The sequence below is a fragment of the Diplocloster hominis genome, assembly GCF_032380655.1.
GTDB classification, from domain to species: domain Bacteria; phylum Bacillota; class Clostridia; order Lachnospirales; family Lachnospiraceae; genus Diplocloster; species Diplocloster hominis.
Genome location: NZ_JAWDIY010000024.1, coordinates 1 through 16,219 on the forward strand (window position 1 = coordinate 1; position 16,219 = coordinate 16,219).

At 54.2% G+C, this 16,219-nt stretch carries 15 protein-coding genes; all 15 read right to left on the reverse strand.

The annotated features are described in order from the left end of the window. Positions 1–305: 305 nt before the first annotated feature. On the reverse strand, positions 306–2,099 hold the full coding sequence (locus tag ABC831_RS18930) for a VirD4-like conjugal transfer protein, CD1115 family (protein WP_343249639.1): 1,794 nt from the start codon (positions 2,097–2,099) through the stop codon (positions 306–308). A gap of 101 nt (positions 2,100–2,200) precedes the next feature. Next, positions 2,201–3,370 (reverse strand): hypothetical protein, encoded by a 1,170-nt coding sequence (locus tag ABC831_RS18935; protein WP_343249640.1) that lies wholly within the window; start codon positions 3,368–3,370, stop codon positions 2,201–2,203. A gap of 116 nt (positions 3,371–3,486) precedes the next feature. Then, positions 3,487–4,191 (reverse strand): DUF6100 family protein, encoded by a 705-nt coding sequence (locus ABC831_RS18940; protein WP_343249641.1) that lies wholly within the window; start codon positions 4,189–4,191, stop codon positions 3,487–3,489. Beyond that, positions 4,154–4,720, reverse strand: a complete 567-nt coding sequence (locus ABC831_RS18945; RefSeq protein ID WP_069431238.1) for a DUF5697 family protein — start codon at positions 4,718–4,720, stop codon at positions 4,154–4,156. Before ABC831_RS18945 ends, ABC831_RS18940 begins: the two co-directional genes overlap by 38 nt. A gap of 48 nt (positions 4,721–4,768) precedes the next feature. Further along, positions 4,769–7,285, reverse strand: coding sequence for a VirB4 family type IV secretion system protein (locus ABC831_RS18950; RefSeq protein ID WP_081338273.1), 2,517 nt, complete (start codon positions 7,283–7,285; stop codon positions 4,769–4,771). Further along, a complete protein-coding gene (locus tag ABC831_RS18955) occupies positions 7,239–7,604 on the reverse strand; it encodes a hypothetical protein (protein ID WP_133304380.1) in 366 nt (121 codons plus the stop codon). Before ABC831_RS18955 ends, ABC831_RS18950 begins: the two co-directional genes overlap by 47 nt. A 5-nt stretch (positions 7,605–7,609) precedes the next feature. Further along, the gene (locus ABC831_RS18960) at positions 7,610–9,637 is read right to left on the reverse strand and encodes a C40 family peptidase (RefSeq protein ID WP_343249642.1); all 2,028 of its coding nucleotides are present in this window, start codon (positions 9,635–9,637) and stop codon (positions 7,610–7,612) included. Positions 9,638–9,755: 118 nt separating this feature from the next. Further along, positions 9,756–11,789 carry a hypothetical protein gene (locus ABC831_RS18965; protein ID WP_343249643.1) on the reverse strand — a complete coding sequence of 678 codons (2,034 nt, stop codon included), beginning with the start codon at positions 11,787–11,789 and terminating at the stop codon, positions 9,756–9,758. A gap of 98 nt (positions 11,790–11,887) precedes the next feature. Further along, the gene (locus ABC831_RS18970) at positions 11,888–12,247 is read right to left on the reverse strand and encodes a hypothetical protein (RefSeq protein ID WP_134107528.1); all 360 of its coding nucleotides are present in this window, start codon (positions 12,245–12,247) and stop codon (positions 11,888–11,890) included. A 207-nt stretch (positions 12,248–12,454) separates the two neighbouring features. Further along, positions 12,455–13,093 carry a hypothetical protein gene (locus ABC831_RS18975; protein WP_134107534.1) on the reverse strand — a complete coding sequence of 213 codons (639 nt, stop codon included), beginning with the start codon at positions 13,091–13,093 and terminating at the stop codon, positions 12,455–12,457. Next, positions 13,090–14,157, reverse strand: coding sequence for a hypothetical protein (locus tag ABC831_RS18980; RefSeq protein ID WP_343249644.1), 1,068 nt, complete (start codon positions 14,155–14,157; stop codon positions 13,090–13,092). The genes ABC831_RS18975 and ABC831_RS18980 overlap by 4 nt, the downstream gene beginning before the upstream one ends. Before the next feature lie 82 nt (positions 14,158–14,239). Then, on the reverse strand, positions 14,240–14,452 hold the full coding sequence (locus ABC831_RS18985) for a DUF5348 domain-containing protein (protein ID WP_343249645.1): 213 nt from the start codon (positions 14,450–14,452) through the stop codon (positions 14,240–14,242). Positions 14,453–14,609: 157 nt separating this feature from the next. After that, positions 14,610–14,984: a SpoVA/SpoVAEb family sporulation membrane protein gene (locus ABC831_RS18990; RefSeq protein ID WP_425524606.1), complete on the reverse strand. Its 375-nt coding sequence runs from the start codon at positions 14,982–14,984 to the stop codon at positions 14,610–14,612. A 75-nt stretch (positions 14,985–15,059) separates the two neighbouring features. Continuing rightward, complete coding sequence (locus tag ABC831_RS18995; RefSeq protein ID WP_343249646.1) at positions 15,060–15,476, reverse strand: stage V sporulation protein AB; 417 nt, start codon at positions 15,474–15,476, stop codon at positions 15,060–15,062. Beyond that, complete coding sequence (locus ABC831_RS19000; protein WP_343249647.1) at positions 15,466–16,101, reverse strand: stage V sporulation protein AA; 636 nt, start codon at positions 16,099–16,101, stop codon at positions 15,466–15,468. Before ABC831_RS19000 ends, ABC831_RS18995 begins: the two co-directional genes overlap by 11 nt. Between the last annotated feature and the right edge of the window lie 118 nt (positions 16,102–16,219).

Genomic DNA, 16,219 nt, shown 5'->3' on the forward strand with positions numbered 1-16,219 from the left:
GATGAATTTGAAGAAGGATTTTATATTGACCTCTTCTAACCACCGTCTGTTTACTTTGCTCGCATTTTGCGGGCTTTTTTAATCAATAGTTAGCTATTTGGCGAACTTTCTTATTATATAAAAAGAGCGTCCCATTTCTGAGACGCCCATCTGCCGGTAATGTGTTTTATTTGTTAGTCTGTCCGTATTGCCGATACGCTCGGTGTTTTGTGATATAGTCCATTTGCTCGCCACTAATTTAACTATCTTTCAGCATTACAACATCACTAAAGTTAAATGTCAGCTTTTTAGTTAAAGCATTGAGTTCAAAACTCGCTCGGCGGTTTTGCGGAGCTGTACAGCGTTCTGCGTTTTGAGGGTATGGACGATGTGTGCGGCCGCTCCTCAGACACTGCGCGTGACAAAGTCGTCTCGGTCTGGAGAAAAGGCGCTGCCGCGCGCGGGGGTGTGTAGTCAAGAATGCTGACGGGAGTCAATTCCTTGGCCAGCGGGTGGTCAGCATAATCAAATTTTTTCAGTTTCAGGACATTGTGTCCTCGGATGACCACCAGCAGTTCCTCGTTGGGGATGCGCAGCACCTCGTCCGGAGTCAGCAGCCGTCTGCGCCCCTGGCCCTCTGTCTGACGGTATTGGGGGATGACCTGCGCTACGGCAATGGTCTTGCGCACGGTCATGGTGGAGTTGATCTCCACCGACATATCACCGCTCCGCGCGGAGAAGTACTCGGCGCTGACCTCATCGGTACAGCCCAGCATGAGCTGCACGTCCAGGTTACCGACGATCTCCGCCCAGAGATTGTTGGGATACCGGTTCTGGAGCTGACCGAGGCTCTGCACGGCCAGCATCACATAGATCGCACGGCTGCGGATAACGCTGAGCGTACGGGCAAAATCCGAACCGTCCGCTGCGCCGCCGAGCTTGCCCACATTGTTGAACTCATCGAAGATGAGGTTGACCGGGACTTTGCAGCGCAGCTCCGGCGTGCTGTCGGCATAGCGCACCAACTTGATGAATAGAAACGAAAAGAACAGCGAGGACAGAAACGCCATCGTTGCGTCCTGGTCGCTGAGTATGACGAAGTAGGCGCATTTGCGCTTGCCCGGCGCCGTGAGATCGATATCGCTGCGGCTGATGATGTCCCGCACGGCCTCGTTCTGTAAGACCTGTAACCGGGTGCCGAGTCCAAGGACGATGCCGGAACGCACCGTGTCGCTGGCCTGCGAGAAAAGATTGAACGGCGCACGGGCGGGGTGATCCAGCGGCAGCTTTTCAAAAAGCGCCGTCAGCTGCCGTTCGCTGTTTTGGGTCAGGAGCTGGTAGGCGGCCGCCAGGTTCTTCGTCTCCGGGCTGCGGCTCCTGTCCAGATCGATATAGAGCACCAGCGCTTTGAGCAAATTGGCCTCGCCGTTGTCCCAGAAATGGTCGCCCTTGCCCTCACTGGTGTTGGAGATGATGACATTGGTCAACACCTGCGCCAGCAGAGTATCGCCGTTCAGGTCTGACATGCAGTTCCATGAGTCGCCGTGCCGGGGGTCTACCAGGTTGAATACTTTTACCTCATACCCGTTCTTGCGGAACAACTCGGCGGTATCGTTATAGAGCTCCGCCTTCGGATCCGTAATGACTGCCGACTCTCCGCGCTTGAGTATGGTGAACAGTGCCGGACGGATCACGCCACGGGATTTCCGGGTACCTGATGCACCGAATACGGCGATGTGGCGGTTCAGTCTGGTGTCTTTAGGTAAGCAGACGACGCTGCCGTTTTTTTCGCCCAGGATGATGCCATCGGCCTGCGACGGAGGCTTGATCTCCAGAATCTCTTTCAGTTCCTTGTCCTTCATCCATGAAGCGGTGCCGTAGGTTCCGTACTTGCTGCGGGTAAATCCGCGCTCATCGTAGTCCTTGGAGCTGAATTTATCGTGGAAACGCACATAGGCCGTGATACCGACCCCGGTCAGCAGCAGTATACCGATGCTTTTTAGCCCCGGGATGCTGAAGGCGCTGCCCAGACACACGATCGGATTCCAGTCTACGGCGCCGATGGTCGTTTGCCCTGTAAGACCGCCGGAATTCATCCAAAGCTCGTAGTTTATCAGCAATTGGCCAAGCACTCCGCCCAGGTAAAGCAGGGTGATAAGTCCCGGTATGGAGACGGCGATGATGGCTGCTGCTCGCTTTTTATCCAGAATGCATTCCTCCTTTATAGTCCCAGTTCTGCTTCTACTGTGGCAGCGTCGATGGTTTTGAGTGTGATATACGGGCCAAGGTACTCTCTTAGAAAGGGCGCTTGATCATCGAAGCAGAGTACCTCGAAGCTCCCTGCACCGGTCTGCATTGCCTCACGAAAACGGATCAGGCGTGCGATGTCGCCGTCAAGATGCGAGAAAACACAGGTGCCGCCGATACTGGCGTCGTATTCCATGAATCCCCGGTTATATGACCGGACGTCTGGGTCGAACAGCAGCTCAAGCAGTTTTTCTTTCCAGTCTGGGACGGTGAGCAATCTGAGCTGCCGGATACCGCCGGCATTCATGGGCACAAAATAGATGTGTCGATAGATTCCATCAAACCGAAGTTCCAGTCGCCGGTTTTTATCCGACTCCAGCAGTGTGGTCAGCGCCGTATCATAGGACTCGCCCAGCAGGATTGCGGAGTCGATGCTCTGAACCCCGGCATTCATGCGGGCAAGCTCTGTCAGGCTGTGGAGTGCTTTGAACTCTCCCATGCCGTTCCATTTCATCGCGGCGTTCCGCGTGTTGTAAACGGCGTAACAGCTGCCGGAATAGAAGATTGCGCCGACGATGCGTGTGAACATGGTTTTGTTCTGTTCCGCAGGGGTGATCCTCTTGAAGTCCCGCGCCAGGTAGAAGGCAGGCGCGTCCGGTGTTATCCGAAGGATGGCACGGTTTTGCAAGGCGGGGAGCAGATAGGCCTTTGTCTCGACACCGGCTATCAGGTGCATCCCAATCGTCTCGGCAACCCGAAGGTTACGGTCCCGATGCGCCATACCGCCGGGAAATCTATGATTGTAAAACGCGGCCATATAATAGCCGTATGCGTCCGGATGTATCCATTCCAGTATGGGGAGAGCGCCCTTACAGAAACGAATCGCTTTGGCATTCCCGATACCGGTCATCTGCAGCAGCTTTACCCTCATCCGCTCATCGGTATCCGGGTTACGAAGCTCCTGTGTTGTGGAAAGTTTACCCACCAGCGCTCTGAGAGTACGCTCGTTTCCCAGCACGCCAAGCGAACGGACAGGGTATTCGCCGGCGAGCCCAAGCACTGTGATAAGCCGATGCACATGACTTCCCGGCCGAACGGTAATCATTGTTTCAAGCCCCGGAATGCAGGAACTTTCCGACAACATGACTGCTCTCTTTGTCGGAAACCGTCTGCGCAAAAAGCCTGAAAAATATCGGTTTCATCGGTGTTTTCCGGCTGTAAAAAGATATGTCATTTGGGAGGCAGGTTTTTGCCCTGTTTTTACACATGTTTTTGACGCTGCTCCGGCACATTTTCATGGAGCATCACCCCCTCATCCGGGATCAGGGGCTCAAGTACCAGCCACTGTGGAAAATCCCGTGCCGGGACCACATACACCTCCGTACGCTCCTGCGTGGAGGCCGCGCTGCAGTAGAAATGATCGCAGCACGGCGGCGCGTCATCCGTAAGCACATACATGGCGACGGTATCGGAGACCATATTGATCTCAATATTGTCATGATCCCGGTACCGACGCTCCGGCCTGCCTTTTTCATATACATGGCGGAATATCATGATGCTTTCGGGGTATCGAACCGGTGCTTTGCCCTGAAAGAAGTTCCTGAGCGCCGGGTACAGGATGCCCCGAATATAGGAGGCGGAGCCCCTCTCCTTTTTGGGGAGCAGCAGAGGCAGCCGGATGCAGAACCACCCTTCGATGGTAAAGCCCGCTTCTATTGGAACCGACTCTGCTGCAACCGCATCCACATCCCGCAGTGCCCGCGGATTTCCCGTGTAGGCGGGAAGCGCTCTGGTCAGCAGCGTCAATTTTTCGCTTTCCTCAGCCAGCTTCAGCGCCATGGCATACGCCAGCTCCATGCTTTTCCCTCCGGTCAGACAGCGGAGATTTTTTATGGTCATGCCGAGCCGTCGATCCTGCGTCTCTATTTTATCCAGCAGATGAATGAACGAGCTTATCGAGTCCATCGGTTGCAGCCTCCTCTGTGTAAAATGTAATGTCCGGTTCTTCCTGCCCGGCAAAGTTGACGGTTGCAAACAGGCAGGGCGCCTTGGGGCGCATCATCTGGGATGCCATGGCGATATTGGGCAGGACAAAGATATATTTCATCTCGTCATCCTGCGGCTGCAGCAGCTTGCTAAGGTGCTGCTCACCGTCATACAGCACGACGATCTCATAGCCGGTGTTTTCCTTCAGAAAAAAGATTTGGGACGGGTAGACCGCAGGATAATGCGCCATGGGATCCACATAGTCGATAAACCGCAGCAGCACCCATACGGCAAGGATCGTCCGCTGATCCGGCTTGCATAGTCCATCCAAAGCCAGATAGTAGCCACCGGCCACATCCGAGATTTGATGCTCCCTTTTCAGATTGCGAAGAATCTTCTCCGCCGTCTCCGGGGTTTTGTCCCGCAGCAGTCGGATCACCTGTGTTTTGGTCAGTGCGCCGTACTGCGACAGCCATTTGATCACATGGCGCTCATCATCAAGCAGCATGTTGTTCACCTCCTTCTGCGTGTGCGTATTCTTTGCAAAATGCGTATTCTACGCTGAATGCGTTTTCTCCCTCTGCCGTTCTTTGAGGATTGCCTCCAGCTCGGCGCGATCCGTGGTGATCATTTCCTTTTCCAGCTTGGAGGCCTTCACCACCACAGGCACTTTGTTGTTGTTGGAGCTGATGAGCGCCTCGCCGCGCTCGAAGCGGGTGATGGCGCGGATCTCCGTGCGGGTGAGCTTCAGCGTTTCCTGTACATACCGGGCCTCGTCCGGCTCCAGGTTCAGAATGATCTTGTTCTTGGAGTTGTTGATGATCGCCCTGCCGTACTTGCCGTCCTCCAGACCGAAGAAATCCGACAGGTCCTGCGTTGCGGAAATGGCCGCTCCGCCGAAGCCGCGGATAACCTTGAATATCTCAAGACAAAACTCTGCGGCCATGCGGTTGGAGCTGGCGCCGATCAGCTGCCAGATCTCGTCGATAAAGATGGCTTTGCGTTTGGTGCGGTCAGACTTTATCTGATCCCACACATAATCCAGTGCGATGAACATACCCACCGGAAGCAGCTTGCCCTTCAGCTCCGACAGGTCAAGGACGATGTACTTATTAGAGAGGTCTACATTGGTCTGTCTGTTGAAGCTTTGGGCGCTGCCGGTGACAAAACGGCTGATGATGGCCGCCAGCCGCTGGGTCATGGGATTCTCCTGCAAGTGCTTATGCAGGTCGCCCAGGATGGGCATCTGCTTCATTTTGGGCGGAGCGGAGGACATGTCCGTATAGATGGAGTCGTTATCATGGGTGATGCCGAAATCCGCATAGGTTCGGATCAACGCTTCATCCAGCATCTGCTCCTCCTCGTTGCTCATATCGGGGATCAGCAGGCCGAAGAAGGTCATGAGCTGCTGAATTTTTCGAGCCAGCATGGAGCCCATCTCCACATAATCGATCTCGTCAATCAGCTCCATCTCCGGCGACATGGTATGCCGTATCTCCATTACATTGATGCAGTGGGGGGAACCCGGTGCGATCTTGATAAACTCGCCGCCGATCTTATTGCAGGCTCTACGGAATTCGTGTCCCTTGATGGGCGCCAGAATGTAGCACTGAATGCCGCGCATCCGCATCCGAAGCGCCAGCAGCTGCATGGTAAAGGTCTTGCCTGCGCCCGATGTGCCCAGCAGGTTCAGGTTGGCATTTTTATTGATCTTTGTGTTGAACAGATCCACGATGCACAGGGAGTTGTTGTATCGGTTGATACCCAGCAGCACGCCGTTGTCGTCCGACAGCTCAAAGCTGGTGAAGATATAGCTGGATGCGGCGCCGCTGGTCAGCACATTGCGCTGCGCCTTTTTCTCCAGCTTGGGCGAGATTTTCAGGAACGGCATCACCGACTGCAGTGCGGCCTCCTGCTGAAAGCTGCACTCGCTGGTGTACATATCCATGGATTTGAGCATATCCACCATCTGCTGCTTGCGCCAAAGCAATTCCTCGTAGGTTTTGGCCGATACGGTGATGAAAACGCTCATGTAAAAGAGGTCCTCGTTGTAGTTGGCGATTCCATTCTTGATAAAATAGCCCGCCTGTATGGAATTGGTCAGCTCCTCATAATCGGTGCTGGTATCCTGCATGCTCTTGAGCTTGGTGCGGTTGAGCCTGATCCGCTGGGCGACCTTATCTATGGTGCGGCTGCGGTTCTCCCGGCGGAGGTGGACGTCGATGTCCACTCCTTCTCCGGCGTTGATGAGCGAGGACATCCAGCCGGCCCGGACGCGGCTTGGATACCCGCCTGCCTTGATGTAGAGGAAGGAATAGTACAGCCCGTCCATAACGACATAGTTATAATGGCTCAGGTCGATGCCGCGGGGCGCCAGAAAGTTGGCCATGCGGATAGGCGGCACCGGGTCCATGCCGATGATTTTCTTCTTTGCCGCCATGGTGTCCACCACGATGCGATCTACACGGGAGGAAAACGGCTCGTCCGTGCAGGAGCGCCGGTTGTAAAACATGTATAGGATTTCGGCAGTCGCTTCATCCGGGTCTTTGGACTGCACGATGCTGTTGCCGCATTGCATGAAATACGCCCGCGCTGTCTGCTCGGCGGTCTGGAGCATGCCGTAGATCTTTGCATAGTCGTCGCTTTCGTTGCGGCCTACCGCCTCGTACTGGAAAATCAGAAAGAAGCGCCTCGTCAGCGCTTCCCGATTTCCCACATCCTTGATGAGCCCGATATAATCTTCGCCAAGTTCCTTACATTGCGGATTCTCCTCGTGTTCCAATTCCTCGCAGATCATGGATATGTGCTTATCCGAGTCCGCGCGGCGCGTAATGGACTTGAACTGCAGCCGCATGGGGGATATCTTCAGCCAGCTGGCAAAGCTGGAGATGATGTTGAACTGCTCCTCATCGGATCGCAGCGTGAAGTTGATCGGCTCGATCTCAAGGATTTTTATGTAGCGGTTGTCCGTCGTTTCAATGATCCCGTTTTTCAGGTCGCGGATGGGCAAATAATCCTGTACAAACTCAAGCTTTTCTTTTCTGCGGTTTCTTTTTCCTTTTGCTTTGGCCATAGCGGTATCCGATCCTCCTGAAGTGTAATTTCCTGCGGTGTGTCCAGAAATGGATGATATGGCCGATGTACTGAAACAGCGACCCGCCATCCACGCCCATTGCAGACACCACCGCCAGCGGCAGCAGCGTGACCGTCATGACCACGATGCGGATGGTGCCGGGCATGGGGATCAGAATCAGCTCCGGATAGCCCAAAGCCAGCACCAGAATCACCGTTTCGATTGCGTTCCGGGTATCGATCATCCCTCCCAGCAGTTTGCCGCTGTCCGTATAGTTTGCGGGGATTGCGTACACGTTGTTGTATTCTCTTTCGTCCAAGTTTTTCACCTGCCTAATCTGTAAATTGTTGCGGTTGTGGTATACCGTCCCATCCGCAGCGCCTGCTGATGGTCCGGCACATAGATATCCACGCGATGGATATTGTTCTCTATGCCCGAGCCGCCCCGATCTTCCACGGTGTACATGGTACCGTTTATCATGATTTGCGTGCCGAAGGGATAATGGCTGGACATAGCGACCATACCGACCGCTGCCTGTTTGCCGCTGGCGGTAAGCCCCTGCGCATTGCTGCCGCAGCACTTTGCACAGGCGCAGTAATGCGTCACCTCTACCTCCAGCGTATAAAGCGCCTCACCGGTCGGGGCGTTTACCACCGGCGCATCGTAATCCACGATGCTGAGGCGGCGATAGGAAAGCCTTCCTTCATAGCTTGGCGTATTCAGGATAACGCCGATGCCGCCGGAGGAATGCACCCACATACGAGTCCCTTCCGCATCATATCCGGCAAAAACAAGCACATGGCCCCAGCCATCGTCATCCGCAAGGAATCCCAGATCACCCGGCAGCAGCTCCGCTGCGGAGATGCCGTAGGTATTCGGGTACTGTCCGTTGCAGCCGGCGCCGATCTCAACGCCTACTGCCGTATTGAATACCCATGTGGTGAATCCGCTGCAATCAAGACCAAAGGGCCGAATCGTGCCGGTCGTCGGAGAACCGGCTGACGTCACCAGCCGCGGCGTGTTCCAAGCATCGTTCCAACCGGGCGCCGACTTGCCGCCCCAGAAATATGGGACCTTGCCCACCAGCGACAATGCCGTTGTGAGGATATGCTTCCGCATGGGGCTGCAGTTCTGCGCGTTGACAAAGGCGATCAGCTCCGCATCGGTCAAGGGAACCATCTGCCCATTGCCTAATGTCCCATACAGCGTCATTTTCAAGGCGTTGGCCATCTTCTGAATGGCCTCGCCATAGGTTATTTTGAATTGGTCATAGGTGGCGGAGGGATCGATCCCGAAGGCTCGGATGATGACGCTGTTATCAAAGGGCTGTATGGTGCATTCCACATACTTTACGACCTCCGTTTCCGGAGTGAGCGTCTCGTTGCCGCCCTGCTCATAATAGATTTCGCTTCGTGTGCCGGTGATTCTGCCTCCGCTGTATATGGGAACGGAAACTGCCACAGGCGTATAGGCTGCCACATTGACCGGCTCCGATGTTGTTATCGTTTCGTCCGGCTCATAGTAGGTGCGACGGGCTGTGGTATAACGGTACTGCGGAACGCCATTGATGGTTCCCGTCTGTGTCTTGGATGTGACGACCGTCACGGTAACGGGTCTGTATGTAGCATAGGTAAAGGGGACGATTTGCTCCGATTCCTTCTCCACGAAAGATACCGGAAACATACTGTCGGCAACGCTGCGAAGCTTTGCCAGCATATCCTCCTTGCCGGTATTGCGTTGTTGAAGCGATGCGGAGTAGGCCGCAAGGATATAGCTTACATCGTACCCGGCGGAACCCTGTGCATAATTGATAAGTGCATCCATTGACAGATCGTAGTCGTATCCGCCGTCCTCAATGATCTGCTCGACTTTTGCGAGGGCTGCGTCATACCCTTCCTCCACAACTGCGGAAATATCTGTGGCAAGGTCGTTATAGGATTCCAGCAGCGTTGTGGGGTTTTCCATGTCCACCATCGACCCATCCAGCCCAAACACGCTGTTTGTGACAACGCTGGGCAGTGAAACGATCAGGACGATAATGACAAGGAAAAACAGGCAGATGCAGACAAGTATCTTAAACAGCGTGTGACGCATGGCCCATGCCGCCGATAAAATCGCACCCCACGGTCCGCCCGCAGCGGTTCCTGCGGCTATCTCGGCAACCGCCTTGCCGCCCTCCACACCTGCCTGCACCGTCGCGGCTGCTGCATTGGCGCCGGCTTCAGCGCCTTTCACGGCGGCTTGCTTTGCCGTCTCTTTTCCTGCTTCCTTTGCGGCTTTGGCCATCTGCTTGGCAGCTTCGCCGTAATTATCGCTGCCGTCGCCTATCTGCCGTTTATCCGGCTCACCCATTTTCTTTTACACCTCCCCGGTGAGTATCCGAAGCCGCGCGTGGCGGCTGGTTTCTTCATTCGCAGGCAGGCAAAACAGCCGGAGGGATGTCATCCGCTCCGGCTGTTGCCCGCTGCATTTATTTCCTGCGCTTCGGCGCCTTTATGCCGCTGTCCGGACGCTTTTCCGGCTCCTTAAAGCGGCTGGGCATGTTCTTGTATCGAACCGACTCCACGGACACCGTGCGGACGTTTTCACCGTCGTAGACGGGCTTTCCGTCCTCGAACACCGGCTTGCGTTCCACGGCGGGGTCTCCATGGATGGCGATCCACTGCTGCCCTCTGACGTCCTCATACACCTGATAATCCCCGCGCGGTGCGGCGAATCTGGCGGTGTCGTAAAAAGCCGTCCCGGAGCCATCGGCATGGCGGACCTCGAAGTGCCCGTCCTCCCGATGCGTGCCGTCCACATGTGCCACCTGCTGCTCAAAGCCGGGCATAAAGTTGCGGAAGGCCGCCTGGTTATATGCGTCTGCGGCCTCTCCCTGTTCAAAGGCAGGCGCTTCCGCGTGCTGCTGCATAGCGTACCAGTCTACGCCGTTTGCCGCCTGCATGACAGTGTGCGGTGCGTCGGGCTCATTGTAATACGCGCTGTTGTACCACAGGCTGTTTCCGCTCTCGCTGCCGGCTTCCATGATGCCGTCGCCCGTGTTGCGAAGGACTGTACCTTCAGCAGCGCCGGGGAAGGCTGCCGCAACCTGTTCGGATTCGGCGGGGCTGCCGGTAAACCCGGGCGCATCGTAGAAGGCGTTTCGGCCCTCGCCGCTGGCCATCTGATACCAGGTGCTGCCGTCAGAGGCAGTTACAACGGAGTGCGGAGCGGCGGGTTTTTCAAACTGCGCCGTATTGAACATCTCCACACTGCTGACCTTGCCGTCTGTGCCGGTCGCCGTCGTGCTGATGTGTCCGCCGCTGATCTGGGTTCCCTTGAGTGTATGGCCCGCAAGCTGAGGCATGTAGTTGCCAAGGCTGCGGTCGGCGATATCGCCGGCAATAGTGCCGGCTGCTTCTGCGGGACGCGCTGCTACGGAGGAGATGGATTCTCCCGTAAGCATCGCACCGTTTCTGGCAGCTACACCGCCGAAAATGCGCCCGACAAAGCCGACGCCGCCGCCCATGCCCATGCGCGTGCCGCCATCAACGACGGCGTCACGGACATAGCTGTTCCCCTTGAATCTGCTGGCAAAGCCGGATGCAAAGCCGCTGGCCGCGGCGCCGGTTCCGGTTGCAGTCGAACCGCCCCTGCCGAACACGCTGCCTGCGCTCTTTGCGCTGTGTCCCACGCCGCTGATCACCCTTGCAGCCATCAGCAGTTCCATGCCCATGCTGGAACCGGTCTGCGCCACATTAAGCCCCATGGCGGCCATATAGCTGTCGAATTTCTGTGCGGTCTTTAGGAATGCCAGGGCGCAGAACAGCCATAGAAAGATAGATCCCTGCCCTGTACTCAGCGCGCCGCCATTTCCGATATACTGGCCTACCGAGGAGTTAAATCCCCGGATAAACCACACGTTCATGACCAGCAGGAGAAGCTGCGAGCCTACCATCCTGCACCAGCTTTTAAAGACCTGATTGGTCGCCTTGGAGCCGCCCATGCAGAATGCCAGCGGGGAGGTATAGCACAGCACACCGACCACGATATACCGTTCGACCGCCTCCAGCAGCAGCTTGAAGTAATTCCATCCGAGCGCGATCAGCAGGATCAGAACCAGTATGGGCCCGACAACCGTCACGGTTGAAACGATTGTCAGCAGTCCGTTGCTCAGCACCTGCTCCACACCGGCAAAGGTGAATTCCTCCGCCGTCATGCTTACATCCATCAGTGCCGTATACGGCGCTCTGGCAATGTCGAGCGCCAGCATGAAAATTGGTTTTGCGTATCCGATCAGCAGCGCGAAAATCGCGCTACGCACAACTAATTGCCATGGGTTTTCGGCTTCGGTAATGGGTCCTCCGAACGCACGGAACAGCTGCCAGACCACAATGAGAAAAAGGACTGCCCAGGCTGTGTACTGCATGACGTCAAAGGCCTTGGTGATGAAGGGGAAATACTCCTCCATTGTCACCATGTCTGTTCCCAACGCATTGAGAAAGAGGCCTGAAACCGCGTCCATGATCTGCGAGGCAATACTGGAGATCCATGTCACGATCCCTTCAAAAATCCAGTCTAAGATAGTCGTTCACCTCCTGTCTGATCCCGAACTGTTGTACATCACCCAGTATACTGCCCGCCGGCGATCAACGGCTGCAGGTATGCTACGATAAAGCCGAGTGTGTTAAGAATAATCCAGGTCACAACGACTCGTTTGAGCCAGCTGGTAGCCTCGTCCACCGCACGCTGGTTCCGGCTGACCATCCGCACCAACAACGCAATGGCCGCCACGGTTACGGCGACAATGGTACTGATCCCGACCAGCTGTCCGTAGATATCCCGCATGATCGTGGAAAAGCGATCCCAGATCGTTTCAGCCATTACGGGCTGGACGGAGAGGATCATTGCCGACGCGGCGCCCACTAACGACCAGTAGGTATTTCTGAGCCGATGCTTACCTGATACAAGTTGCTTTGACATGCTTTTACCTCCTGTTTTTCAATTCGGCACATAAAAAGGCACCGCTCTCTGAGGCTGAACTGCCTCGCAGAAACGGTGCCTTTATGATGTGCTCCTACTATCGGACGCTAACAGTATAGCATGTTTGCATTTACATGTCATCGGCGCGAACCGTGCCATTTTCTCCGCCTTTTTCTGTGCCATCGATTCTGCCGCACTCAAGATTGCTCACCAGTTCTCCAGAATACTCAGAACCTCCAGCCAGGAATCCACCTCGCCGGCAGGGGCAGACCATAGACGCAGGGCGATGATATTGATTGCCTGCGTGCGGAGCCGGTAATAGTGCCGGGCAGAGATGTCCAGACGGTACAGAAGCTCCTCGTGCATCAGCTTGTCCGGCCCGAGAAAGGTCATGTAGATGATGTCGTACATCTTGTTCCCGTTGACCGGTTTGGATTTCAATATGCTGACCGCATCGTTGAGCCGGTCAACCAGCAGGCGGGAGCGGCGTACACTCTCCATCCGGCCTTCCAGCTTTCGATTGTTCATCCCAAGTTCCAGGTCGATCCGATCCAGCAGCGTATCCAGATCCTTCAGCGGGCGATCCAGCTCCTCTGCTACGCTGGACGGGAAGCATTCCAGCGTCCAGAGAATGGTTCGGTAGTGCTGCAGCAGGAGAAGCGTGTTATGATACATGCTTTTCTTTTTCTCCTTTTTGGCTTGGCGGACTCTGTCATCATCGATAGACGAATCTCCCAGAATGCCGCGCTTTGTTAGAAGCTCAATAAATGCGGCAGATTGCTGCGACAGCTTGGTTTCCTGCTGTTCATAAAGCGCCTTTCCGGCACTGCTTTCGATTTTGCTCATGTCGATTCTCCTTTTCGGTTTCGTGAGTGCAAGAAAAAATCCGCGTAAGCACATGGCCCGCGGATGTGGTTCGCATCTATGCGGCGTAGTCTACTACTTACACCTCTGCAGTCATAGATACAGTTCTGACAATTCCAACACAGAGAAATATACGCGCGTATTATAGGGGACAAAAGTGCAACGCGATTTTTTGATACCTGTTCGGCATAATCAGTGGTTCTCATGATAATGATCCTGCGGCTATACCAAAGGATCATCTTGTTCAGGCGTGCATTGTCCGAGCCTCCAATATGCGCATTTCCGGCGCAAATACGCATTTTCTCAATAATGCGTTCAATTTCTGCGCCGGTGGGCAGCGAAGCCTCTGTATCCAGCGGATACAGTCTATTGAAAATGAGGCAGCCGTAGGATCCCGGCAGACGGTGCAGAGCGAAGGCATCCCCATTCTTCTGAAAAAATCTCCACACCTTTGTCTTTTCCCAGCCCCAGCGTCGTCCCAAGGCTTCCAATGTCAAAGCGGCGCCAAGTCTCCCGAATTGAACGGCAGGCGCCAGATAAGAAAACGCATTGCCGGTCTCCTGCCAAACCGTGTGGCACCAGAGGTCCAGCCATGCATCTGATTCGCCGAATGTATAATGCCGATCCGCAAGGCGCTGCGTGATGTTGCGGGGGAGGCAGAGAAAGCCATAGCCGTCTGTTGCGTAGACTGCTCCACTCATGCATTCGGCGCCGGAGCATTTTACAACCCAATCGGTGACGACATATTCCAGTTTCTTTGTTTTCTCGTCAAGCGTGTAACGGATATACCCGAACCGGCTGAGTGTATTCATGATTTCCAGAGCCTCCGTGCGGCTTTTGACGCCCAGAATGCTCTTTAAGCCGACCACGCCACCGGACCACATTCCCGGCATTACATCGTTTGTGTATCCGCAGTATTTAGCCTGACCCTTGCGAAATGCCGCCCGCGAGGCCAGCTTCGCCCAATAACCCATGATTCCCTTGCCGACCGGCAAATGAGTCCTGGGCAGCTTAACCCATTGGTATCTGAACAGGCATTTCGGCATGACGGGTTCCTCCTTTCTGCGACTGGATATAAAAACAAGGCAGCCCCTTTAATCAAGAGACTGCCCTTGCAGTATGTGGTTACTATATTCTTACTTGAAGTCCGGGTAACGATTCCTTCTGCACACCTACGAGATACCAGTCGTTTCCGTACTCAATGCGAGTGGGTATCCATTCGTCATTTATCAAGACCTCCATTGTAGTTCCGCAGTGCAGGCCGCCATAGATTTCCTTGTTCTCAAAATGGATATCCATACGTTCTGTTTGCCCCTCAAAGTATAATACTCCCTGTTGCATGGTACTTCCTCCCGTGTTATAAAAGTATCGGAAAATAAAATGAGCCAGACGGATCAGCTACATCCATCTGGCTCTGTGGCAGGCTGAAATCATGCGGGATAATAGCCGCTTCAAGTACCTCCTTCCCAGCATATTTTGTCGGATTCAGTCCTGATACTCACCGATTGCGGTTTTCTCTGACTATCCCAATTATACAGCGAACTTCCTTTTTAAACTCAATGGCCGGCGCCGCTACGGAATTAGCGAACCCGGTAATGGGTACCAGCGCGCCTGCTCCGCCGAATTTGGCGATTGTCGGATAGATGTTCAAGCCGGTCAGGATGATGCTGACCAAAATCAGAATCAGTGAGGTCCAGGCTCCGCTGATCTCTTTCTCAAGCCCCCGTCCCTCACAGAAATTCAGAATAAACTGGCCGATCACACAGATAATCCCGCCGACGATAAATGCTTTCAGCATGTTTAACGGAAGACTGTGGGTCGGTGTTACCTGCTTTACGTATTCGCCGTACTGTTGTTGTTTCTTTTCGTCCATAAATGCATTCTCCTTTTTACAAATGTAGCTGTATTACTTACTGTATTTTCCTTATTCGCCGCATGGAATATCCGGCTACCATCCCTGAAAAAAGTACAGAATGGCCCCCAGAGACCTTCCGACCGCCATACTGATAATCATGGCGGTCAGGCCTTCCCTCAATTTGATTCTCCGCTCAAAGATGGGGATCGTGTTCACGATCTCCGCCAATGCCATGGCCCAGGCGCCCACAAACATTCCGCCAAAGAGGCCGTACAATCCGAGGCCGATTTTCCCCAGATGTACCGGCAGCTGATAGATGTACATCAGATTACCCAAAGCGCCGCCTACCAGCACACAGTCTTCATACCAGAGGATCCGATGCGCAGTGTGTGTTCTGCCGGCAAACCGGGGAATGATTCCCAATCCTACGATAAACGCAAAGATACCGCCGGCAACTGTAAATCCGCTGCTCAATCCGATTATGGCCATCAGAATCTGTCTAATTAACATCCACGTTCTTTCCCTTCCTACTGCTGTCCTCGATGACTGTCGTATTGACATCATCCTCGTACAGCCTCATTTCCACTTCGATGGGAGTCGGGTCTACGGACAGTTTCCTGCCCCCGAAATGATTAAAGAAAATGACCACTCCCACTGTCAGGCCGATGGAGTAAGACAGCTCCAGTATTGTGTAACCATTGGAAGTTTCACCTGTCATCAGCATATAAATCTGGCTGAACAGTTTCGTCAGCTGTACGTCATTGTTAAACGACATAATGGAAAAAGCCGCTCCGAAAAAGGTCGTCAGGCAGACCAGAAGCGTCTTCAGGAAATCCATGACTTTGTGTTGGTGCGGTTCCTTTTCATATGCGACCACAAAATCCGTTTCGCCTACATTATTGATTTCCAGCTGGGGATAAATGGAATGGATCTGCTCGATTACCTTCAGCACGGAAACTGCATTCCGGCTGTAGCGTTTGGCATCTGAAAGGGTCAGGATCTTCATGGCCTTCAGCCGGTTCACTACATCTTTATTACTGCACTCCAGCTTTGCCACGTCCCCTAAGCGAACCTCTGTGGTATGCACTTCCGTGTTCCGCTCTATTTTTAAATACAAGGTATCCTTCAAAGACATAGGTTCCGACACCCTTCTGTTATATTTTCAACAAATGTCCCTTCCGTAATAATGCTCTCTTTCTGGACTACATAGGAATAATAGAAGATTCCCACCACGATTGCGATTAATACAAGAG